Origin of the sequence: Streptomyces sp. WZ-12, from assembly GCF_028898845.1 — a bacterium.
Classification (GTDB): domain Bacteria; phylum Actinomycetota; class Actinomycetes; order Streptomycetales; family Streptomycetaceae; genus Streptomyces.
Window position 1 is genome coordinate 4,289,887 of the sequence record NZ_CP118574.1, and the last position, 22,151, is coordinate 4,312,037.

Sequence of the window (22,151 nt, forward strand, 5' to 3'; positions counted from 1 at the left end):
TAGTGGGCGCCATGACGACCGGTGGAGAATCCGGGGGCAAGGGCCTCGACCAGGACGGCTGCTTCGTACGGGAGGGGGCCCTGGGGAAGGTGCCCGCGCCGTTCGCGCCCGTCGTGGCGGCGCTGGCCGACCGGCTCGCCGCCCACTTCCCGCCCGACCGGGTCGTCAGCACCTACCTGTTCGGGAGCATCCCGCGCGGCACCGCCGTCCCCGGGGTGTCCGACCTCGATGCGCTGCTCGTCCTGCGGGCGGGACGGCCGGGGCCCACCGACGCCGACCGGGCGGCCGCGCGGGCCGTCGAGGCGGAGTTGGACGCCGCCTTCCCGCAGATCGACGGTGCCGGCCTCCTGTTGGTCACCGCGGACCGGTTGCTGAGCGAGCTGGAGCGGTACGACCTGGGGTGGTTCGTGGCCTGCCTGTGCACGCCGCTGAGCGGGCCCGATCTGGCCGCGGCGCTGCCCCGTTACCGCCCGACCTCGCTCCTGGCCCGGGAGACCAACGGCGACCTCTTCCGGCGGCTGCCCGGTCTGCGCCGGCGGGCCGCCGCGGTCACCGGCCCAGAGGAGCGCGCCCGGCTGACCCGGGCGGTGACCAGGAACCTCGTCCGCACCGGGTTCACCCTGGTCATGCCGCGCTGGGGCGGCTGGACCAGCGATCTCGCCGAATCCGCCGAGGTGTTCGGGCGCTATTACCCGGCGCGCGCCGAGCAGATGCGCGCCGCGGCCCGCGCCGCCCGGAACCCGGGCGCGCACCCCGGGCTCCTCGACGCGTTGCTGACGGACCTCGCCCCCTGGCTGGCCGACGAGTACCTGGCCGTCCACGGGGCCAAGGCCCCTCGCCCAGAGGAGCCCTGACGCCGCACTACGCCTCGGGACGGCGCCGAGGCGCCCGTCCCGTAAGGACCGGAGCGGCGCGTACGGGCCCTAGATCAGCCCGTGTTCGCCCAGGTAGTCCAACTGCGCCCGCACCGACAGTTCGGCGGCCGGCCACAGGGAGCGGTCCACGTCCGCATAGACGCTCGCCACGACCTCGGCGGGGTTCCGGTGGCCGGCCTCCACCGCCGTCTCCACCTGGGCGAGCCGGTGGGCCCGGTGCGCCAGGTAGAACTCCACCGCCCCCTGGGCGTCGTTCAACACCGGTCCGTGGCCCGGTAGGACCGTGGAGACCCCGTCGTCCACGGTGAGGGAGCGCAGCCGGCGCAGGGAGTCGAGGTAGTCGCCCAGCCGACCGTCGGGGTGCGCGACCACGGTGGTGCCGCGCCCCAGGATCGTGTCCCCCGTCAGGACGGCCCGGTCGGCGGGCAGATGGAAGGAGAGCGAGTCCGCGGTGTGCCCCGGGGTGGGCACCACGCGCAGCTCCAGGCCCCCGGTGGTAATCACGTCGCCCGCGCCGAGCCCCTCGCCCCCTAGGCGCAGCCCCGGATCCAGCGCCCGTACGGGACTGCCGGTCAACTCGGCGAACCGGGCCGCCCCTTCGGCGTGGTCCGGGTGCCCGTGGGTGAGCAGGGTCAGCGCGACCCGTTGCCCGGCCCGCTCCGCGGTGTCGATGACGGCTTGGAGGTGGCCCTCGTCGAGCGGCCCGGGGTCGATGACGACGGCCAGTTGGGAGCCCGGCTCGGCGACGATCCAGGTGTTGGTGCCGTCCAGCGTCATCGCGGACGGGTTCGGGGCCAGGACGCAGTGCGCGCGCGGCGTGGCCGGCCCGGAGAGGACCCCGCCACGGGGCTGGCCCGGGAGGGCCGCGGCTTCGGTCATGCGGGGGTACCTCCGGAGGCGTCGTCCGTCGTCGCGATGTGCTTGGTGAACTCGTCGTGGCCGGGCCAGCTCAGCACGATCTCGCCGCCCACGAGGCGGGCGCGGGCCAGTACGGGCGTCAGGTCCTGCGCACCGGCCGCGGCCAGCGCGTCGGCGACGCTCCCGTAGGGCTCCAGCGAGCGCAGGGTGGAGATGGTCGGCGGCATCATCAGCAGCTCGCCGCGGTCGTAGCCGGCCGCGGCCTCCCCGGGGCGGAGCCACACCGTGCGGTCGGCCTCCGTGGAGACGTCGAGGGCGCGCTGGCCCTCCGGGAGCGCGGCGACGAAGAAGAAGGTGTCGTAGCGGCGCGGTTCGAACTCCGGGGTGATCCACCGCGCCCAGGCGGCCAGCAGATCGGAGCGCAGCACCAGGCCGCGGCGGGCCAACAGGTCGGCGAAGGACAGCTCGTGGGCGACCAGCGCCGCCCGGTCCGCCTCCCAGCCCGCGCCGGTGGCGTCCGCGACGACCGTGTGGGCGGAGTCGCCGGCGAGCAGCACCCCGGACTCCTCGAAGGTCTCGCGCACCGCGGCGCAGATGACGGCCTGCGCGGTGGACGGGTCGACGCCCATCCGCACCGCCCATTCGGCGCGCGAGGGGCCCGCCCATCCCACGGGACGTTCGTCACGCGGGTCGACGGATCCGCCCGGATAGGCGTACGCGCCTCCGGCGAAGGCCATGGAGGCGCGTCTGCGCAGCATGTGGACGGCGGGGCCGTCGCGGTCGGTGTCCCGCAGCAGCAGGACCGTCGCGGCCCTGCGGGGCGCGGGCGGCGTCAGTTCGCCGTTCGTCAGGGCCCGGATGCGGGCCGGCCATTCCGGCGGGTACCACTGGCCATTGGTCGTCGACGCCATGGCCGGATGCTATGCGCTCGCGCGCGGATGTTCGAGGGGTCCTCTGTGGACAGCGGGCCCACCCCGGGCGCGAGCGCACCGCGTGCGCGACGTCAGTCGGCGATCTCGACCTGGATCTCGACCTCGACGGGCGCGTCGATCGGCAGCACCGCCACGCCGACCGCGGAGCGGGCGTGCACGCCCTTCTCGCCGAGGATCTCGCCGAGCAGTTCGCTGGCGCCGTTGACGACGCCCGGCTGGCCGGTGAACTCCGGCGCGGAGGCGACGAATCCGACGACCTTCACGACCCGGACGATCTTGTCGAGGTCACCGACGACGGACTTCACGGCGGCCAGCGCGTTCAGCGCGCAGGTCGCGGCGAGCTCCTTGGCCTGCTCGGGGGTGACCTCGGCGCCGACCTTGCCGGTGGCCGGCAGCGCGCCGTCCACCATGGGCAACTGGCCGGAGGTGAAGACGTACGAGCCGGAGCGCACCGCGGGCTGGTAGGTGGCCAGCGGCGGCACGACCTCCGGCAGCTTCAGGCCGAGCGACGCGATCCTGTCCTCTACGACGCTCACGGCTTCTCCCGCTTCAGGTAGGCCACCAACTGCTCGGGGTTGTTCGGGCCCGGCACGACCTGGACCAGCTCCCAGCCGTCCTCGCCCCAGGTGTCCAGAATCTGCTTCGTCGCGTGCACGAGCAGCGGCACGGTCGCGTATTCCCACTTGGTCATGGGCCGAGCGTAATGCCTGCGCCGGGCGCCCTGGGCCCGCGACCCCTAGGGGGCATCCCCGACCCCGTCCCCGACCGTCCGCGAGCGGATCTCCGGGTGCTCCCAGGCGCATCCCGTGCGTGAGCCGGACGCGGACTGGTTAGGCTCCTAGCCGTGAGCAGGCTCCATGTCGTCAGCGGCAAGGGCGGCACCGGCAAGACCACGGTCGCCGCTGCACTTGCCCTCGCCCTGGCCACCGAGGGGCGTCGCACCCTCCTGGTCGAGGTCGAGGGCCGGCAGGGCATTGCCCAGCTGTTCGAGACCGAAGCGCTTCCCTACGAGGAACGCAAGATCGCGGTGGCCCCCGGTGGCGGTGAGGTGCACGCCCTGGCCATCGACGCCGAGCGCGCCCTGCTGGACTACCTCCAGATGTTCTACAAGCTCGGCAGCGCCGGCCGGGCGCTGAAGAAGCTGGGCGCGATCGACTTCGCCACCACCATCGCCCCCGGCCTGCGGGACGTCCTGCTGACCGGCAAGGCGTGCGAGGCGGTCCGCCGCAAGGACAAAAGCGGCGCGTTCGTCTATGACGCGGTCGTGATGGACGCCCCGCCCACCGGCCGCGTCACCCGCTTCCTCAACGTCAACGACGAGGTCGCCGGCCTGGCCAAGATCGGCCCGATCCACAATCAGGCGCAGGCCGTGATGCGGGTCCTGAAGTCCCCCGAGACGGCGGTGCACCTGGTGACGCTCCTGGAGGAGATGCCCGTCCAGGAGACCGCCGACGGCATCGCCGAGCTGCGCGAGGCCGGCATCCCGGTGGGCGGCGTGGTCATCAACATGACCCGCCCCGCCCTGTTGGACAACGGCGATCTGGAGGTCGCCGCCCGCGGCGCCCGGGCCGGCATCGCCAAGGCGCTCTCCCAGGCCGGCCTGGGCGGCGCCCGCCGCGGGGGCCTGGCCGAGCGCCTGATCGACCCCCTGCTGGAGCAGGCCCGCGAGCACGCCGAGCGGGTCGAGCTGGAGCGCGCCCAGCACGCCGCGCTGACCGATCTCGGCCTGCCCACCTACGAGTTGGGGCTGCTCCCCGAGGGAGTGGACCTCGCCGGGCTCTACGGCCTGGCCAGAGACCTGCGGAAACAGGGGCCCATATGACCTCGGACGTAACGACGCTGGACGCCTCGGCCCCCGGGCTGGACGTCGACGCCCTGCTCGACGACCCGGGCACCCGCATCGTGGTGTGCTGCGGCTCCGGCGGTGTCGGCAAGACCACCACCGCCGCGGCGCTGGGCGTGCGCGCCGCCGAGCGCGGCCGCAAGGTCGTGGTGCTGACCATCGACCCGGCCCGCCGCCTGGCGCAGTCGATGGGCATCTCCGAGCTCGACAACGTCCCCCGCCAGGTCAAGGGCGTGGACGAGGCCGGCGGCGGCGAACTCCACGCGATGATGCTGGACATGAAGCGCACCTTCGACGAGATCGTCGAGGGCCATGCGGACGCCGAGCGGGCCCGCGCCATCCTGGAGAACCCCTTCTACCAGTCCCTGTCGGCCGGTTTCGCCGGCACGCAGGAGTACATGGCGATGGAGAAGCTGGGCCAGCTCCGCGCCGGCGACGAGTGGGACCTGATCGTCGTGGACACCCCGCCGAGCCGCTCCGCGCTGGACTTCCTGGACGCGCCCAAGCGGCTGGGCTCCTTCCTGGACGGCAAGTTCATCCGGGTCCTGATGGCGCCGGCGAAGGTCGGCGGGCGGGCCGGCATGAAGTTCCTCAACGTCGGCATGTCGATGATGACGGGCACCCTCAGCAAGCTGATGGGCGGCCAACTCCTGCGCGACGTCCAGACGTTCGTGGCCGCGATGGACACCATGTTCGGCGGCTTCCGGACCCGCGCGGACGCCACCTACCGCCTGCTCCAGGCGCCCGGCACGGCGTTCCTGGTGGTCGCCGCGCCGGAGCGGGACGCGCTGCGCGAGGCGGCGTACTTCGTCGAGCGGCTGGCGGCCGAGCAGATGCCGCTGGCCGGGCTGGTGCTCAACCGCGTCCACGGCAGCGGCGCGGCCCAACTCAGCGCCGAGCGCGCGCTGGCCGCCGCGGAGGCGCTGACGGAGAACTTCGCCGACCCCGCGTCGGAGGACACCGACGGTTCGACGGACACCAACGACCCGGTGGACGCCGAGGACTTGGCGAATCCCGCGCCCCCAAAGACCCCGGAGGAGGCCACCAACTCCCGCCCTCACCACGCCACTTCACCGGCATCGGAAAATCTTGCCGCGGACGGCATTGTGGATCTCACCGGCGGGAAGACTGGAGCAGGTACGCCCGGCGGTCCCTCCCCCGCCGCCGCGGCGGAGCACCTGGCATCCCCTCCGGCCTCGGCGGCCGGGCTCGCCGCCGGACTACTGCGCCTGCACGCCGAACGCATGCAGGTCCTGGCCCGCGAACGACGCACCCGCGACCGCTTCACCGCGCTGCACCCCGAGGTGCCGGTGGCGCAGGTCGCCGCGCTGCCCGGCGACGTCCACGACCTCGCGGGCCTGCGCGCCATCGGCGACCGCCTGGCGCTGCGGCCGGACGAGAGCGTCGACTGACCGACGAGCGGCCCCTGTTGGGCCCGTCGCCGGTCGGACGGTGGGCGCTAGCCGACCGCCGCGTACGCGTCGTCGAAGGCGTCGTCCGAGCACTCCACGGGCAACAGGCCCGTGCTGCGCTCGTATTCCGTCCGCGCCGTCTCCAACAGCCGGCGCCAGGACGTCACTGTCGGGCGGCGGCGCAGCAGCGCCCTCCGCTCGCGTTCCGTCATCCCGCCCCACACTCCGAACTCCACCCGGTTGTCCAGGGCGTCGGCCAGGCACTCCGTGCGCACCGGACACCCGGTACACACCGCCTTGGCGCGGTTCTGCGCCGCCCCTTGCACGAACAGTTCATCCGGATCGGTAGTGCGGCAGGCTGCCTGTGCACTCCAGTCGGTTACCCAGCCCATGCTGGCGCCGTCCTCTCCCGAATCGAGGCTCCCCCACGGCGGCTAACGGCATATTCACCGTTGCCAGTTGAGGACGTTACGGAAGCCAGGCAGGGCGCAACACCCCCTTCGGGCCCAATCTTGAATGGCCCGAACGGACTATGCGTACGCGGCAGATCACCCAACGGAGTGACCGTGCGACATACGTCGCTTCCCTCCCAAGCGGGACACTTCGCCGTAATGGCAAGGGACTTCTGGCGCACAACGGGCATCTGGGACAGTGCCCGTGTCGGGGGTGAGGGTTGACGAACCGAGGTGTAACCGTTCCGCTGCGGCAGATGGGAACAGGCTAAGCGAACAGGTGCGCCCCTGTCCGGCGAATGAGAACGTAGGCTTCCCTTCATGGCTAAGAAGCGCGAGGGCGGGGGTCGGTCAAGGACCCAACAGGCCGCCAAGTTCCTGGGTGTCAGCGTCCTTTCCGGAGCCGTGCTCGCCGGGATCGCGCTGCCGGCCGCCGGGGCACTCGGCCTCGTGGCCAAGACGTCCGTCGAGGGCTTCGACGACATTCCGGCCAACCTCAAGACCCCGCCGCTCAGTCAGCGCACCACCATCCTCGACGCCGACGGTGGCGAGATCGCGTCGGTCTACTCCCGCGACCGCACCGTCGTCGCCCTCAAGGACATGTCGCCGTACATCCAGAAGGCGATCGTGGCCATCGAGGACGCCCGCTTCTACCAGCACGGCGCCATCGACCTGAAGGGCATCGCGCGCGCGGTCAACAAGAACGCGCAGTCCGGCGGCGTCTCCCAGGGCGCGTCCACGCTGACCCAGCAGTACGTGAAGAACGTCTTCATCGAGGAGGCCGGCGACGACCCGGACAAGGTCGCCCAGGCCACCCAGCAGACCCTCGGCCGCAAGGTCAAGGAGCTGAAGTACGCGATCAAGTTGGAGGAGAAGCTCGGCAAGCGCAAGATCCTCCAGAACTACCTCAACATCACCTTCTTCGGGGAGCAGGCGTACGGCGTCGAGTCCGCCGCCCAGCGCTACTTCAGCAAGCACGCCAAGGACCTGAGCGTGGAGGAGGCCGCGCTGCTCGCCGGCATCGTCCAGTCGCCCACGCGCTACGACCCGGTCAACCACCCGCAGGCGGCGACCGCCCGGCGCAACACCGTCCTGAAGCGGATGGCCGACCTCAAGGCCATCAGCCGGTCCGAGGCCGACGCCGCGGCCGCCCGGCCGATCAAGCTGAAGATCAGCCGCCCGCAGAACGGCTGCATCACCGCCACCGACGGCGCCGGCTTCTTCTGCGACTACGTGCGCGAAGTCCTGCTCAACGACAAGGCGTTCGGCGCGACCCGGGAGGTCCGTTCGCAGCGCTGGATGCAGGGCGGCCTGACCATCCGCACCACCTTGGACCGGCAGTCCCAGAAGGCGATCCAGGCGTCGCTGAGCCAGCACGTCTACGCGGACGACCCGGTCGCCGGCACCGGCGCCGTCGTCCAACCGGGCACCGGCAAGATCCTCGGCATGGGCCAGTCCCGCCCGTACGGCTTCGGCACCAACCAGACCCAGATCAACCTCTCGGTGAACCGCAAGATGGGCGGCGGCGCCGGCTACCAACCCGGCTCGACCTTCAAGCCGATCATCGCGGCGGCCGCCCTGGAGCAGGGCATCGGCCCGGACCAGCAGTACTCCTCGCCGTTCAAGATGGCGTACCCGAAGCCGGTCCAGACCTGCACCGGCACCTGGAACGGCGACGACACCGTCAACAACGAGGACCCCAAGGAAGTCGGCCCGTACGACATGAAGGAGGCGACCGCGAAGTCGGTCAACACCTACTACGTGCAGTTGATCAGCGACATGGGCATCTGTCCCGCGGTCACGATGGCCCAGAAGATGGGGCTCCAACGGGCCGACGGCAAGCCGCTCAAGCAGGTTCCCTCCATGGCGCTGGGCGGCCAGGAGATGTCCCCGCTGAACATGGCCGCGGCGTACGCCACCTTCGCCAACGAGGGCACCTACTGCTCGCCCGTCGCCATCGAGTCGATCACCGACGCGCAGGGCAAGGCGCTGAACGTCCCCACGTCGCGCTGCCACAGCGCGATGTCGAAGAAGACCGCGAACACCGTCAACACCCTCCTCAAGGGCGTCGTCGAGGACGGCACCGGCAAGCAGGCCGGCCTCAAGGGCCGCGACAGCGCCGGCAAAACGGGCACCACGGACAGCCGCTACGCCGCCTGGTTCGTCGGCTACACCCCGAACGCGGCCGGTGCCGTCTGGGTCGGCGACCCCCGCCACCAGCGCCAGATGTACAACATCACCATCGGCGGCGTCCCGCACGACAAGGTCTACGGCGCCGACACCCCCGGCCCCATCTGGCGCGACATGATGTCCGGCGCGCTGGCCGGCCGCCCGGCCCCGGCCCTGCCGACGGTCCCGATCGGCGACCCGAAGGGGAAGGGCGACGACGCCAACAAGGGCAAGCCGCACGCCCCCAAGCCGCCCAAGCCCGGCAACGGCGATAAGCCCGGCGGCGGTTGGCACATCCCCGGCTTCCCGGACATCCTGGGCGGCGGGGACGGCGGTTGGTGACCGACTGAGCCGGCCGTCCGGTCGCGGTCCCGTCCGCACCGCGGTCCCGGAACGAGAAGAAGGGGCGCCCTCCTGCCGAGGGCGCCCCTTCCGCGTGCGCCGGTGTCCGCACCGGCCGGGGCGGACGGCCGCGCCGCCCGCCCACCGCCTCGCGTCAGCCGGCGAGCAGCTTCTTCACCATCGCGGCGACCCGGCCACCGTCGGCCCGGCCCGCCACCTTCGGGTTGACGATCTTCATCACGGCGCCCATCGCCTTCGGACCCTCGGCCCCGGCGCCGGTGGCCTCCGCGACCGCCTCGGCGACCAGCTCCTCCAACTCGCCGTCGGTCAGCGGCTTGGGCAGATAGGTGGCGAGCAACTCGCCCTCGGCCCGCTCCCGCTCGGCCTGCTCGGCGCGGCCGCCCTTGTCGAACGCCTCGGCGGCCTCGCGACGCTTCTTCGCCTCCCGCGCGATGATCTTCTCGACCTCGCCGTCGGACAGCTCGCGCGCCTTGCTGCCCGCCACCTCCTCCTTCTGGATCGCGGTCAGCGTCAGACGGAGGGTGGAGGAACGCAGCTCGTCACGCGCCTTGATCGCGGTGGTGAGGTCGTCCTGGAGCTTGGCCTTGAGCGTGGTCATGCCGTCGAGTATGCCCCCACCCACTGACAACCGGCGCGCCTTTTCCCGCTCGCGCCTCACCGGAAGCGCGCGGCCCACCAAGATCACCCCTCCCCCGGGCCACCCGCACTCTGCGACCATGGACCCATGCGCGCGCGATACGGAGTCCCCCTGTCCATTGCCGCGGTCGGCGCGGCCGGTGTGGCCTACGCCGCCGGCTTCGAAGTCCGCTCCTTCCGCCTGCGACGCGTCACCGTGCCCGTACTGCCCCGTGGCATGCGGCCGTTGCGCGTCCTGCAGGTCTCCGACATCCACATGGTCAGCGGGCAGCGCAAGAAACAGCGCTGGCTCCAGTCGCTCGCCGGGCTCCGCCCCGACTTCGTCGTCAACACCGGCGACAACCTCTCCGACCCCGACGGCGTCCCGGAGACCCTGGACGCGCTCGGCCCCCTGATGGAGTTCCCCGGCGCCTACGTCTTCGGCTCCAACGACTACTACGGCCCCCGGCTGCGGAACCCCGCCCGCTACCTCCTCGAAAAGGCCCAGGGCCGGCACGGCCTCAACGGCAACGCCCCGGCCGTCGGCGCCGTCCACAACCCGTGGGAGGACCTCCGCGACGCCTTCGACCAGGCCGGCTGGGTCAACCTCTCCAACGCCCGCGGCCACCTCAAGCTGGACGGCGCCGAGATCGCGCTGACCGGCCTGGACGACCCGCACATCAAGCGCGACCGCTACGCCGAGGTCACCGGCGGCCCGGAGACCGGCGCCGACCTCTCGCTGGCCGTCGTCCACGCCCCGTACCTGCGCACCCTGGACGCCTTCACCGCCGACGGCTATCCGCTGATCCTCGCCGGCCACACCCACGGCGGCCAGCTCTGCGTCCCCTTCTACGGCGCCCTCGTCACCAACTGCGACATCGACACCCGGCGCGCCAAGGGCCTCTCCGCCCACACCGCCGACGGTCACACCTCCTACCTCCACGTCTCCGCCGGCTGCGGCACCAACCGCTACACCCCGGTCCGCTTCGCCTGCCCCCCGGAGGCCACCCTCCTGACCCTGACCGCACGGGACTGACCCCGCTCCCGTTTTCCCTCGGCGCCCGGCCCCTCACCTCGGGGACCGGGCGCCGAGCCGTTCGCGGGAGCACCACGACCGCCCACCCCACCCCGAACACCCCGAATCCGTGGTGACCTCGGTCACTTTGCCCTCTCCAGTCGCCCCCACCGCCGCTTCCCCGCCCCTCGCACCCTCCCTGCCAGCCTCACAAAACACCAGGTCAGAGCGGTTTCCGCCACCGAACGAAACCGGATTTCACCTACGGGGATCAGTCCGCTAAAGTAGAGCTCGTTGCTTCGGGGTGTAGCGCAGCTTGGCAGCGCGCTTCGTTCGGGACGAAGAGGTCGTGGGTTCAAATCCCGCCACCCCGACTGAGAAGTAGCAAATCAGGCCCGGTTTTCGGAAACGGAAACCGGGCCTGATGCATTTTCTGGTGCAAGGTGCCTGATGCCTGATGCGGGCGCCCGGTGTTGGGCGTCTGGTGCTGGGCTTCGTTGGGGGCGGGCGTTGACGGGCCCTCAGGGGCGTTCGTCGGCGCGGAAGATGCAGAGGGTGCAGAAGATGCGGAGAAGGCGGGAGAGCCTGAGCGTCTCGGCGGGGCGGGGAACGGCCCGGGCCGTTCGGGGCCGGTCCCTCCCCTCGTGGGGACCGGTCCCGAACGGCACTCGGGCGTCGATCCGCGCCGGAGCGGCGGATCGCAGGGCGGGACCTGCGGTCGACGGCGTCAAGAGAGGTGTCTCCGAGCGCTGTACCGGCGGCTTGTCCGGGTAGGAACCGGTTGCTGTGCCGCTGGGTGGTGATCCTGCCAGCTACGGCTCCGGACGAGGAGGTTCCGGAGTCGGGCGGGGGTCTTTCTCGCAGGTCAGGCGGCTAAGGTGAGTTTTCCGGTCCGGATGTCCTAAGGCGGGGGAAGTAAGGGGTGGAGACCTTGAGTTCCGACTCAGGGGCACGCACGACCTTCGCGGAACGCCTCGCGCTGCTCTACAGGGAGGCCGGCAACCCTCCGCTGAAGAAGGTCGCGGAGGCGGTCGTCCGACTCCAGCGGGTCGACGAACGAGGGCGGCCCGTGCGGGTGTCCGTGCAGCGGATCAGCGACTGGCGGCGGGCGAAGAACGTGCCGGCCCAGTTCGCCGCGTTGGCGGCGGTGCTCCAGGTGTTGATCCCGCAGGCGCGGCGGCTGCGGCCGGCGCCGGTGTCCCCCGGCCTGTACGACCTGGCCCAGTGGCAGCGGCTGTGGGAGCGCGCGGTGGCCGACCCGGTCGCCGAGCGCGCCGCGGCCGCCGCGCCCCCTGAGGAGCGCGTCCCGGCCGAGCCACCGGCCGTCACCGGCGTCTGCCCCTACCGGGGGCTGGCTCCGTACCGGCGGCAGGACGCCCGGTGGTTCTTCGGTCGCGAGCGCAGTACCGAGGCCCTCGTCGCGCAGTTGGGCGCGGCGGAGGGGACCGGTGGCGTGGTGATGCTCGTGGGCGCCTCGGGGGCGGGGAAGTCCTCGCTGCTGAACGCGGGGCTGGTGCCGGCGCTGCGGAACGGCGACCCGGGCGCGGGCGACGGCCCGGAGCGGGAGGTGGTGCAACTGGTGCCGGGCGGCGATCCGCTCGGGGAGCTGACCGGTCGGATACCCGAGCTCGCACCCGTCGTCGCGGCCGCCCGGGAGACGGCGGCGGAGCAGCCCGGCGCGGGGCAGGCGGTACGGGCGGCCGTCGCGGCGTGGGCGAAGCCGCGGACCTCCGGCGCCGGCCGGCCGGTGCTGATCGTCGACCAGTTCGAGGAGGCGTTCACCCTCTGCGCCGACGAGGCGGACCGGCGCGCCTTCATCCGGCTCCTCAACGCCGCCTGCACCCCCGCCGATCCGGCCGACCCCGCGCCCGTCCTCGTCATCGTGGGGATCCGCGCCGACTTCTACGAGCAGTGCCTGGGCCATCCCGAACTGGCCGACGCGCTCCAGCACCGGCACATGGTGCTCGGCCCGCTGTCCACCGCGGAGTTGCGGGAGGCGGTGACCGGGCCGGCCAAGGCGGTGGGGCTGGAGCTGGAGCCGGGGCTGGCGGAGTTGATCGTCCGGGAGGTGAGCGCCGACGGCCCTGGTGGGGCGCACGACGCGGGGGTGCTGCCGCTGCTCTCGCACGCCCTGCTCGCCACCTGGCAGCGGCGGAAGGCGGGCCGGTTGACGTTGGCCGGCTACCGCGCGGCGGGCGGCATACAGGGCGCGGTGGCGGCGACCGCCGAGCGGGCCTGGACCGGCCTCGACCCGACGGCGCGCACCGCCGCCCGGTTGCTGCTGCTCCGGCTGGTCCGGCTCGGCGAGGACACCCAGGCCACCCGTAGGCGGGGGACGCGGCGCCAACTGGCGGAGGAGTCCACGGACCCCAACAAGACGGAGGAGTCGCTCGAAGCGCTCGTCCACGCCCGTTTGGTGACGCTCGACGCGGAGGCCGTGGAGATCACCCACGAGGCGCTGCTGCACGCCTGGCCGCGGCTGCGGGACTGGATCGACGAGGACCGCAACGGCAATCTGCTGCGCCAGCGGCTGGAGGAGGACGGCCGGGCCTGGGAGGGCTCGCACCGCGATCCGTCGCTGCTGTACCGGGGCTCCCGGTTGGAACAGGCCCGCGCCTGGGCGCAGTCGGCCGGGGACACCTTCCTGACCCGTAGCGCGGTGGAGTTCCTGGCCGCCTCGGTGCGGCTGCGCAAGCGCACCGTCCGGCTGCGCCGCGGCGCGGTGGCCGCCCTGGTCGTCATGGCGCTGCTGGCCATCGGCTCGGCGGTGGTCGCCTGGCAGCAGCGGGACGACACCGTCTTCCAGCAGGTGCTCGCCGAGGCCGACCGCGCCCAGTACACCGATCCATCCCTTTCCGCCCAACTCGATCTGGTTGCACACCATTTGCGGCCACAGGACGAGGGCACCAACAACCGGCTGGCCTCGATCGTCAACGCACCGCTGGCCACGCCCCTGCTGGGCCACACCGGCGCCGTCTACCTGACCTCGTTCAGCCCGGACGGGCGGGTGCTGGCCACCGCCAGCTACGACCGGACGGTCCGGCTGTGGGACGTGTCCGACCCGGCCCGCCCCCGCCCCCTGGGCAAGCCGCTGACCGGCCACACCAGTTGGGTGAGCACCGCCGTCTTCAGCCCCGACGGGCGCACCCTGGCCAGCGCCTCGGACGACGGCACGATCCGGCTGTGGGACATCCGCGACCCCGGTCACCCGCGCCCGATCGGGGCGCCCGTGACCGGCCACGACGGCACGGTCTACCTGCTCGCCTTCAGCCCGGACGGCCACACCCTGGCCGCCGCCGACGAAGACCGCACGGTCCGGCTGTGGGACGTGTCCGACCTGCGCCGGCCGACCTCGTACCGCACCCTGACCGGCCCCTCCGCGGCCGTGCGGTCGGTGGCCTTCAGCAAGGACGGCCACACCCTCGCGGTCGGCGCCGACGACGCCACGATCAGGCTGTGGGACATGACCGACCGACGGGCGCCGGAACGGGTCGGTCCGGTGTTGACGGGCCACACCGCGACCGTGCACTCGGTGGCGTTCAGCCCCGACGGCCGCACCCTCGCCAGCGGCAGCGCGGACAACACCATCCGGCTCTGGAACACGGCCGATCCGGACCATCCGGCGCCCCTGGGCCCGCCGCTCACCGGCCACACCGGCCCCCTGTGGTCGGTGGCCTTCAGTCCGGACGGGAACATGCTCGCCGCCGGCAGCGCGGACAGCACCGCGAGCCTGTGGAACGTCAGCGATCCGGCGTACCCGTCGCAGGTCGGCGAGCGCCTGGCGGGCAGCAGCGGCGAGATGTACGCCGTGGGGTTCAGCCCCGACGGGCACACCCTCGCCACCGGGAGCGGCGACAGCAAGGTGCGCCTGTGGTCGATCCCGACGTCCAACATGGTCGGCCAGGCCGGCGCGTTCCGTCCGGACGGGCGGGTGCTGGCCACGGCCTCCAAGGACAAGAAGGTCCGGCTGTGGAACGTGACGACGCCCAACCGGCCCGTCCCGGTGGGCGAGCCGTTCCAGCCCGGGGACGGCATGGTGCACGCGCTGGCGTACTCCCCCGACGGCCGCACCCTCGCGGTGCGGACCGGCACCCCCTCCCCCGCGGTGCAGTTGTGGAACGTCACCGACCCGGCGCACCCGGTCCCCTACGGGCCGGCGCTGCCGCTGCGGATCCGGTTCTCCGGCCCCGCGGCGCTCGCCTACAGCCCGGACGGCCGGACCCTGGCGACCGCCTACGACGACTACACCGTCCAGTTGTGGGACGTCAGTTCACCGTCCCGCATCCGCCCCCTCGGCCCGCTCCTCACCGGCCACAAGGGCTACGTCAACGCGCTCGCCTTCAGTCCCGACGGCCACACCCTGGCCACCGGCAGCGCGGACGCCACCATCCGGCTGTGGAACACCACCGACCCGCGGCACACCACCCAGCTCGGCGCGCCCCTGACGGGGCATCTGGGGCCGGTCAACGCGCTCGCCTTCAGCCCCGACGGCCACACCCTGGCCAGCGGCAGCGACGACGAGACCGTCAGGCTGTGGAACACCACCGACCCCGGTAGGGCACGCCGGTTGGGCGCTCCCCTCACGGGCCACACCGAGGCGGTGGTGTCGCTGACGTTCAGCAAGGACGGCCACACCCTGGCGAGCGGCGGCAACGACAACACCGTGCGGTTCTGGAACGTCGCGCTCCCGTCTGCCGCGAAGCCGATCGGGCAGTCGACGAGCCCCAACGCCAAAACGGGCAACTTCCTGTCGTTCAGCCCGACCAGCCATCTGCTGGGGGTGTCCAGCGGCGCCGGGACGGTCCGGCTGTGGGACCTGGACACCGAGGGGGCGATCCGCCGCATCTGCGCGACCACCCGGGGCGTGCTGACGCCGGAGAACTGGAAGGAGTACCTCCCGCAGCTCGCGTACGACCCGCCGTGCGGCAGGTGAGGGCCGGCCTCCGGGCGCCGCTCATCGACCAGGACGCGTGACGCCGGTCACAACTCTGTCGCGCAATCGGCCAGTTGACTCCCGTTGGGCCGGCAGCCTTGCTACGCTTGATCACAGCCCGATCGCTGGTGCATCCCCCGTCGCCAGCGATCGGGCGTTTCCGTGTGCCGCGCGGGGCCCGCGCCCCGGATCCCGCGCGACGTCGGGCGCCCGCCGGGGCGTTCGCGCCGCGGTGTCCGACACCGGCCGGTCGGCCCGGGCAAGCGCCGGACCATCCGGCGGTGGCGCGCGTAGGGTCGGTCTCCGTGACTTCTGCGAAGAGTTCCGAGACGAGTCCGGCTACAGCGACGGCTCCGGAGCCGGGGGCGGGCGCGGGGTCCGCGACGGCTTCGGACGCGGCGGGGCGGCACCCGGACCCCGCGCCCCCGAACCCCTTCTTCTCCACGAGTGAACTTCCCTACGGGCTACCGCCCTTCGCCCGTATCCACCACGCGCACTTCCGGCCCGCCTTCGAACGGGGCATCGCCGAGCAACTGGCGGAGGCGGCCGCCATCGGGGCCGCCCCCGGGCCGCCGACGTTCGAGAACACCGTGGAGGCGCTGGAGCGCAGCGGTGCGGTGCTGCGCCGGGTGTGCGCGGTGTTCTTCAACAAGGCGAACGCCGATACCGACGCGGCCACCCAGGAGTTGGAGGCCGAGATCGTCCCGCGGCTGGCGGCCCACGAGGACGCCCTGCTGCTCGACCCCGCCCTCTTCGCCCGCCTGGAGGCCCTCCACGGGTCGCGGGCCGGGCTCGGGCTGGACGGGGAGCAACTGCGGCTGCTGGAGCGCCTGTACACCGCGCGGGTGCGGGCCGGGGCGCGGCTCGGCCCGGAGCGGCAGCGGCGGCTGCGGGAGCTGAACGCCGAGATCGCCCGCCTGTGCACCGAGTTCCGGCGGAACCTGCGGGCCGACACCGCGGCCGCGGCCCTGGTGGTGGACCGCGCCGAGGAGTTGGCCGGGCTGCCCGATGACGAGATCGCCAGCGCCGCCGAGAACGCCCGGGCCCTGGGGCGTGACGACGGTTATGTGCTCAGCCTGTTGAACTTCACCAGCCAGCCGCAGCTCGCCGCCCTGGAGGACCCCGCGCTGCGGGAGCGCCTGTTGGACGCCTCCAGTGGGCGGGGCCGCGGCGCCAACGGGGCCGTCGCGGTCACCATCGCCCGGCTACGGGCCGAGCGGGCGGCCCTGCTCGGCCATCCCACCCATGCGTCCTGGCAGGTCGCCGACCAGACCGCCGGGACGACCGACGCGGTGGAGGGGATGTTCGACAGGCTGATCGGGCCCGCGCTGGCCAACGCCGAGCGGGAGGCCGCGGCGCTGGCCGAGGCCGCCGGCACCGGGGAAGTCCGGGCCGCCGACTGGCCGTTCTACGCCGAGCGGGTCCGCCGGCGGCGCTATGACCTCGACGCGGCCGCGCTGCGTCCCTATTTGGAGCTGGAGGCCGTCCTGCGGGACGGCGTCTTCCACGCCGCCACCCTGGTGTACGGGATCACCTTCGCCGAGCGCCCCGACCTGACCGCCTACCACCCGGACGCCCGGGTCTTCGAGGTGCACGACGCCGACGGCGGCCCCCTCGGCCTGTACATCGGCGACTTCCACGCCCGGGAGTCCAAGCGCGGTGGCGCCTGGATGAACGAACTGGTCCTCCAGTCCCACCTGTTGGGACAGCGCCCCGTGGTGGTCAACAACCTGAACATCGCCAAACCGGCACCGGGTGAGCCCGTGCTCCTGAACTGGAGCGAGGTCACCACGCTCTTCCACGAGTTCGGGCACGCGCTGCACGGCCTGTTCTCCGACGTCCGCTATCCGCTGCTGGCCGGCACCGAAGTGCCGCGCGACTTCGTCGAGTTCCCCTCACAGGTCAACGAGATGTGGGCAGAGTGGCCTGAGGTGCTGGCCCGTTATGCCCGGCACCACCGCACCGGGGAGCCGATGCCGCCCGAACTGCCGGCCAGACTCCGCGAGGCGGAACGATTCGGCGAGGGCTTCGACAGCGTCGAGCACCTGGCCGCCGCCGTCCTGGACTGGGCCTGGCACACCGTGCCCGCCGACCAACTGCCCGGCGCGGACGGCGCGGAGGCGTTCGAGGCGGCCGCGCTGGAGCGGCACGGCCTGGCGCACCCGGCGATCCCCCCGCGCTACCGGACCGGCTACTTCGCCCATGTCTTCGGCGGCGGCTACGCGGCCGGCTACTACGGCTACCGCTGGGCGGAGGTGCTGGACGCGGACACCGTGCGCTGGTTCCGCGAGAACGGCCGGACGATCCGCGAGAGCGGCGAGGTCTTCCGCCGGGAACTGCTCAGCCGGGGCAACAGCATCGACCCGATGGCGGCGTTCCGCGCGGTGGTCGGCCGCGATCCGGACTTCGCGCCGCTGCTGGAACGGCGCGGGGCCACGGCCGCCCCGTAGGCGTCGGGTGCCGGAGGCCCGCCCCGGGCCTCCGGCCGTCGCCCCTACTTCCCGTCGTCGGCCGGCGCCCGCCAGGTCACCGAGGGCGCGCCGTCCCCGCTCCCGAGGAAGGTCAGCGAGGCCGGCGGGTCCCCCTTGGGCAGCATGTGGATGGTGCACTCGGTCACCGTGGCGCCCGGCTTGACCATCTTGTGCGGCACCGCCTCGGGGCACTGCGACACCCCGGGGCCGCCGATGTCCAGCAGCAGCATCTTCCGCGCCTGCGTACCACTGACGCCCTTCAGCAGCAGGCTGTCGTTGAGGTCCGGCAGCAGGTCGTACTTCCCGGTGTTCCGGTACGTGACCGTCACGTAATACGGGACCTGCTTCTTCTGGTCCACGCTCAGGTCGAAGCGGCTCAGGTCGGCGAGCGAGCCGGTGCGGACGGTCTTCGGGGTGGCCAGGACCGTCGCCGTGCGGCGCTCGCTGTCCGTGGTGACCGCGTCGGCGGGCTGATGGGCGGGCAGCACGCCGGTCGCGCCCTTCTGGGCGCCGCCGATCTGCCAGAGCAGGGTGTCGCCGCCGTCGTCCTTGTAGGAGACGTTCCCCGGCTTCTGCCCCTTGGGGAGCATGAAGATCTGGCAGAACACCGCGGTCTCGCCGGCCGCCAACTGGGTCTTGCCGGCCTCCCGGCACTCCGGCGGCAACCCGTTGTCGGTGGCCAACGGGTTGCTGCGGAACAGTGAGAGCTGCTGACCGGCCTGCCCGTCCACCCCGTTGAGGGAGAAGTTCCGCTCCGGGGCCAGCCCGCTCACCGTGCCCTTGCCGGTGTTGGTGTACGAGACGGTCAGGTAGTACGGGACCGTCCCCCTGAGGTTGTCGTCGAGCCGGATGTGCGCGAAGTCCGGTGGGTGGCCGAGGGCCAGGCGGGTGGGCTTCAGCTTCAGCGGGTGCGCCTTGTGGTCGCCGCCGGTCCACGTGGCGGCGCGGGACGCGGACTCCATCGGCAGTGGCTTGGCGGGCGTGGCCACGGGCGACGCCCCCGGTTTCGCCTGGTCTCCGGCCGGCCCGCCGCATCCCATGGCCAGCAGCATCAGCACGCCCGCGCCCACGGCACCAGCCGTCCGCCTGCGTCTTTGCACGGTGATCCCCCGTTGCACTGTCATCCGTCCCGTCTCCGGGCGGCACCCGCGCCGCCCTCCCGAGGCCCGCCCCGAGCCGGGGCGGCCGAACCGGCCGTTCCGACCGGCCCGTTGGGACGGGTGCCGCGGTCGACGTGGCCCGCCCGGCCGGCTCACTCGGCCTGGTCGGCACAACTGGCGCGGCTGGCACGGTTGGCGTGACGGAGCGCCGTTGGCCGAAACCGACCGGTCGTCCGCCACACTAACCGGGCCGGGGCGCGGCGATTCGGCCAGCCCTGACCGCCCGGCCCAGCGCCCCGCCCCTCAGGCCGGTTTCGTCGCCTTCAGCGAATACATCAGCGGAATACGGGGCCGGTCCTGCGGAAAGCGGTAGTAGCCGTCCTCGCCCCGCCGCAGCGTTCCGAAGCGCGGGAACAGCGTCATGTCGTGCTCGTGCAGGAAATCGAGGCGCAGCCCGGCCCCCGCCAACGCGCTGACGACCTCCCCCAGGGAGTGCTGCCATTCGACGCCCCTGTTATGGACCGTGTGCGCCTCGAAATCCGTGTAACTGCCGGGGGATTCCTCGTCCCACGCCTCGCGGCGGAAATAGTCGTGCGCCACCTTCGAGCCGGTCTCCTCGTCCAGCACGTCGCCCAGCGGATGGAATTCGGCGAGGTACAGGAATCCGCCGGGCGCGACGAGGGACGCGGCGGTCTCGGCCCAACCGACCAGATCCGGCAGCCAGTTCACCGCTCCTATTCCGGTGTAGACGATGTCGTAGGCAGGGTCCGGCGCCGCCTCGGCGGCGTCGTAGACGTCGGCGGTGACGAACGCCGCCCGGTCCGGGCCGTAGCCGAGTTCGGCGGCCAGCTCGCGGGCCGCCTCGACGGCCGGTTCGGAGAAGTCCAGGCCGACGACGCGGGCCGCGCCGCGGTGTGCCCACGACAGGGTGTCCTGGCCGAAGTGGCATTGGAGGTGGAGCAGGCTGCGACCCGTGACGTCCCCGACCTCCTCGACCTCGAAGTCCCGGATCACGTCCCGGGTCCGCCGGAATGCGTCCTGGTCGTAGAAGTCGCTGGCGGTGTGGAGTGGAACGCGCTCGTCCCACCGCGCGCGATTCACCTCGCGCCAGTCGTCGGGCCCCATCTGATCTGCCATGGGCCGAAGTTATCCACAGCCCGCCGGCCTCGCCAACGCGATTTCCGCGGCCGGGCGCAGAATGGCCCCATGACTGACGAGACCACAGGCCCCGGCCACACCCCCGCCGCCCCGACCCCCGCCTCCTCCTCTTCCGCCGACGCCAGGGAAACGCAGGAAGCCACCGACGCGACGACGGCCGGCATGCCGGACTGGGAGAAGCGCTTCCGCGCCCCGCGGATCGGGCTTCCCGAGTGGGCGGAGTACGCCCCCGACCGCTCCCTGTTCGTCTCGAACGCCACCGGCACCTTCGAGCTCTACGCGTGGGACCGCGCCACCGGCGCCCAGCGGCAGGCCACCGACCGCCCGCACGGCACGACGGACGGCACCCTCTCGCCCGACGGCGCCTGGATCTGGTGGTTCTCCGACACCGACGGCGACGAGTTCGGCGTCTGGATGCGGCAGCCCTTCGCCGGCGGCCCGGACGAGCCCGCCGCACCCGGGCTCGCCGCCTCCTACCCGGGCGGCCTGGCGCTGCACCGCGACGGCACGGCGGTCATCGGCCGCTCCACGGACGAGGACGGCTCGACGATCCACGTCGTGCGGCCCGGGGAGCAGCCCGTGGAGATCTACCGCCACCGCGAGTCGGCGGGCGTCGGGGACCTCTCCCACGACGGCTCGCTGATCGCCATCGAGCACACCGAGCACGGCGACGCGATGCACTCCGCCATCCGCGTCGTCCGGCCGGACGGCTCGACGGTCGCCGAGCTCGACGACACCCGCGGCGGCACCGAGGAACTGGGCCTGTCGGTCATGGGTTTCGCCCCCGTGGACGGCGACAGCCGGCTGCTGGTGGGGCACCAGCGGCGGGGCCGCTGGGAGCCGATGCTCTGGGACCCGCTGACGGGCGTGGAGACCCCGCTGGAGATCGACCTGCCCGGCGACGTGGGCGCGGACTGGTACCCGGACGGCTCGGCCCTCCTGGTGGAGCACGAGTACCAGGCCCGCAGCGAACTGTGGCGCTACGCCCTGGCCGGTGCCCCGGGCGCCCCCCTGGACCGCGTCGACACCCCCGCCGGCACGGTCTCGGGCGCCACCGCCCGTCCCGACGGGACGGTGGAGTTCCTGTGGTCGTCCGCCGCCCAGCCCCCGGAGGTGCGGTCGACGAACGGCACGGTGGTCCTGGACCCGCCCGGCCTGGAGGCCCCCGGCTCGGTCCCGGTGACCGACGCCTGGGTGGACGGCCCCGGCGGCCGCATCCACGCCCTGGTCCAACAGCCGCCCGGCGCCGGCCCGTTCCCCACCGTCTTCGACATCCACGGCGGCCCGACCTGGCACGACAGCGACGCCTTCGCCTCGTCACCGGCGGCCTGGGTGGACCACGGCTTCGCGGTCGTCCGCGTCAACTACCGCGGCTCGACCGGCTACGGCCGGGCCTGGACGGACGCGCTCAAGCACCGCGTCGGACTGATCGAGTTGGAGGACATCGCCGCGGTGCGCGAGTGGGCCGTCTCCTCCGGCCTCGCCGACCCCGAGCGGCTGGTGCTCGCCGGCGGCTCCTGGGGCGGCTATCTGACGCTGCTGGGCATGGGGACCCAGCCGGACGCCTGGGCGCTGGGGCTGGCCGCCGTCCCGGTGGCCGACTACGTCACCGCGTACCACGACGAGATGGAAGCCCTCAAGGCCATGGACCGCACCCTCCTGGGCGGGACCCCGGAGGAGGTCCCCGAGCGCTTCGAGGCGTCCTCCCCGCTGACGTACGTCGACGCGGTGCGGGCCCCCGTCTACATCTCCGCCGGCGTCAACGACCCCCGCTGCCCGATCCGGCAGGTGGAGAACTACGTCCAGCGCCTGGAGGAGCGCGGCCACCCGCACGAGGTCTACCGCTACGACGCCGGCCACGGCTCCCTCGTGGTGGAGGAGCGCATCAAGCAGGTCAGCCTGGAACTGGACTTCGCCCGCCGCCACCTGAAGACGGAAGCGCGGGCCGACTAGCG

General features: G+C 72.8%; 16 protein-coding genes and 1 tRNA gene. 9 read left to right on the forward strand and 8 right to left on the reverse strand.

Annotation, left to right across the window (positions count from 1 at the left end; genetic code table 11):
* Window positions 1–11: 11 nt before the first annotated feature.
* Window positions 12–854 carry a nucleotidyltransferase domain-containing protein gene (locus PV796_RS18255; RefSeq protein WP_274914378.1) on the forward strand — a complete coding sequence of 281 codons (843 nt, stop codon included), beginning with the start codon at window positions 12–14 and terminating at the stop codon, window positions 852–854.
* Window positions 855–923: 69 nt separating this feature from the next.
* Here PV796_RS18255 and PV796_RS18260 read toward each other — a convergent pair whose 3' ends face one another.
* The 4 genes from PV796_RS18260 to PV796_RS18275 all read right to left on the reverse strand — a co-directional run bounded on the left by PV796_RS18260 (window position 924) and on the right by PV796_RS18275 (window position 3,356).
* Complete coding sequence (locus tag PV796_RS18260) at window positions 924–1,754, reverse strand: MBL fold metallo-hydrolase (protein ID WP_274914379.1); 831 nt, start codon at window positions 1,752–1,754, stop codon at window positions 924–926.
* On the reverse strand, window positions 1,751–2,644 hold the full coding sequence (locus PV796_RS18265) for an NUDIX hydrolase (RefSeq protein WP_274914380.1): 894 nt from the start codon (window positions 2,642–2,644) through the stop codon (window positions 1,751–1,753). Before PV796_RS18265 ends, PV796_RS18260 begins: the two co-directional genes overlap by 4 nt.
* A 92-nt stretch (window positions 2,645–2,736) precedes the next feature.
* The gene (locus tag PV796_RS18270; protein ID WP_274914381.1) at window positions 2,737–3,201 is read right to left on the reverse strand and encodes a RidA family protein; all 465 of its coding nucleotides are present in this window, start codon (window positions 3,199–3,201) and stop codon (window positions 2,737–2,739) included.
* A complete protein-coding gene (locus PV796_RS18275) occupies window positions 3,198–3,356 on the reverse strand; it encodes a DUF4177 domain-containing protein (RefSeq protein ID WP_019992579.1) in 159 nt (52 codons plus the stop codon). The genes PV796_RS18270 and PV796_RS18275 overlap by 4 nt, the downstream gene beginning before the upstream one ends.
* A 153-nt stretch (window positions 3,357–3,509) precedes the next feature.
* Between PV796_RS18275 and PV796_RS18280 the strand changes: the two genes are divergently transcribed.
* Both PV796_RS18280 and PV796_RS18285 read left to right on the forward strand, forming a co-directional pair.
* Window positions 3,510–4,487 (forward strand): ArsA family ATPase, encoded by a 978-nt coding sequence (locus PV796_RS18280; protein ID WP_274914382.1) that lies wholly within the window; start codon window positions 3,510–3,512, stop codon window positions 4,485–4,487.
* Window positions 4,484–5,920 carry an ArsA family ATPase gene (locus PV796_RS18285; protein WP_274914383.1) on the forward strand — a complete coding sequence of 479 codons (1,437 nt, stop codon included), beginning with the start codon at window positions 4,484–4,486 and terminating at the stop codon, window positions 5,918–5,920. Before PV796_RS18280 ends, PV796_RS18285 begins: the two co-directional genes overlap by 4 nt.
* Before the next feature lie 47 nt (window positions 5,921–5,967).
* Here PV796_RS18285 and PV796_RS18290 read toward each other — a convergent pair whose 3' ends face one another.
* On the reverse strand, window positions 5,968–6,312 hold the full coding sequence (locus PV796_RS18290) for a WhiB family transcriptional regulator (RefSeq protein ID WP_274914384.1): 345 nt from the start codon (window positions 6,310–6,312) through the stop codon (window positions 5,968–5,970).
* A gap of 381 nt (window positions 6,313–6,693) precedes the next feature.
* Between PV796_RS18290 and PV796_RS18295 the strand changes: the two genes are divergently transcribed.
* The gene (locus PV796_RS18295) at window positions 6,694–8,883 is read left to right on the forward strand and encodes a transglycosylase domain-containing protein (protein ID WP_274914385.1); all 2,190 of its coding nucleotides are present in this window, start codon (window positions 6,694–6,696) and stop codon (window positions 8,881–8,883) included.
* Between the two features lie 154 nt (window positions 8,884–9,037).
* Here the strand turns inward: PV796_RS18295 and PV796_RS18300 are convergent, their stop codons facing one another.
* Window positions 9,038–9,502 carry a GatB/YqeY domain-containing protein gene (locus PV796_RS18300; RefSeq protein WP_274914386.1) on the reverse strand — a complete coding sequence of 155 codons (465 nt, stop codon included), beginning with the start codon at window positions 9,500–9,502 and terminating at the stop codon, window positions 9,038–9,040.
* Window positions 9,503–9,628: 126 nt separating this feature from the next.
* Here PV796_RS18300 and PV796_RS18305 point away from each other — a divergent pair, with 126 nt between their 5' ends.
* The 4 genes from PV796_RS18305 to PV796_RS18320 all read left to right on the forward strand — a co-directional run bounded on the left by PV796_RS18305 (window position 9,629) and on the right by PV796_RS18320 (window position 17,917).
* A complete protein-coding gene (locus PV796_RS18305) occupies window positions 9,629–10,555 on the forward strand; it encodes a metallophosphoesterase (RefSeq protein WP_274914387.1) in 927 nt (308 codons plus the stop codon).
* Between the two features lie 279 nt (window positions 10,556–10,834).
* Window positions 10,835–10,908: transfer RNA gene (locus PV796_RS18310), tRNA-Pro, on the forward strand.
* A gap of 548 nt (window positions 10,909–11,456) precedes the next feature.
* A complete protein-coding gene (locus PV796_RS18315) occupies window positions 11,457–15,467 on the forward strand; it encodes an nSTAND1 domain-containing NTPase (protein WP_274914388.1) in 4,011 nt (1,336 codons plus the stop codon).
* A 305-nt stretch (window positions 15,468–15,772) separates the two neighbouring features.
* Window positions 15,773–17,917, forward strand: coding sequence for a M3 family metallopeptidase (locus tag PV796_RS18320; protein WP_274914389.1), 2,145 nt, complete (start codon window positions 15,773–15,775; stop codon window positions 17,915–17,917).
* Between the two features lie 44 nt (window positions 17,918–17,961).
* On the opposite strand, the gene PV796_RS18325 is transcribed toward PV796_RS18320, so the two are convergent.
* Both PV796_RS18325 and PV796_RS18330 read right to left on the reverse strand, forming a co-directional pair.
* Entirely contained in the window at window positions 17,962–19,038 is a 1,077-nt protein-coding gene (locus PV796_RS18325; RefSeq protein WP_274914390.1) for a hypothetical protein, read from the reverse strand.
* Between the two features lie 303 nt (window positions 19,039–19,341).
* Complete coding sequence (locus PV796_RS18330; protein WP_274914391.1) at window positions 19,342–20,175, reverse strand: class I SAM-dependent methyltransferase; 834 nt, start codon at window positions 20,173–20,175, stop codon at window positions 19,342–19,344.
* Window positions 20,176–20,358: 183 nt separating this feature from the next.
* Here PV796_RS18330 and PV796_RS18335 point away from each other — a divergent pair, with 183 nt between their 5' ends.
* Window positions 20,359–22,149 (forward strand): S9 family peptidase, encoded by a 1,791-nt coding sequence (locus PV796_RS18335; RefSeq protein WP_274919104.1) that lies wholly within the window; start codon window positions 20,359–20,361, stop codon window positions 22,147–22,149.
* Window positions 22,150–22,151: the final 2 nt, after the last annotated feature.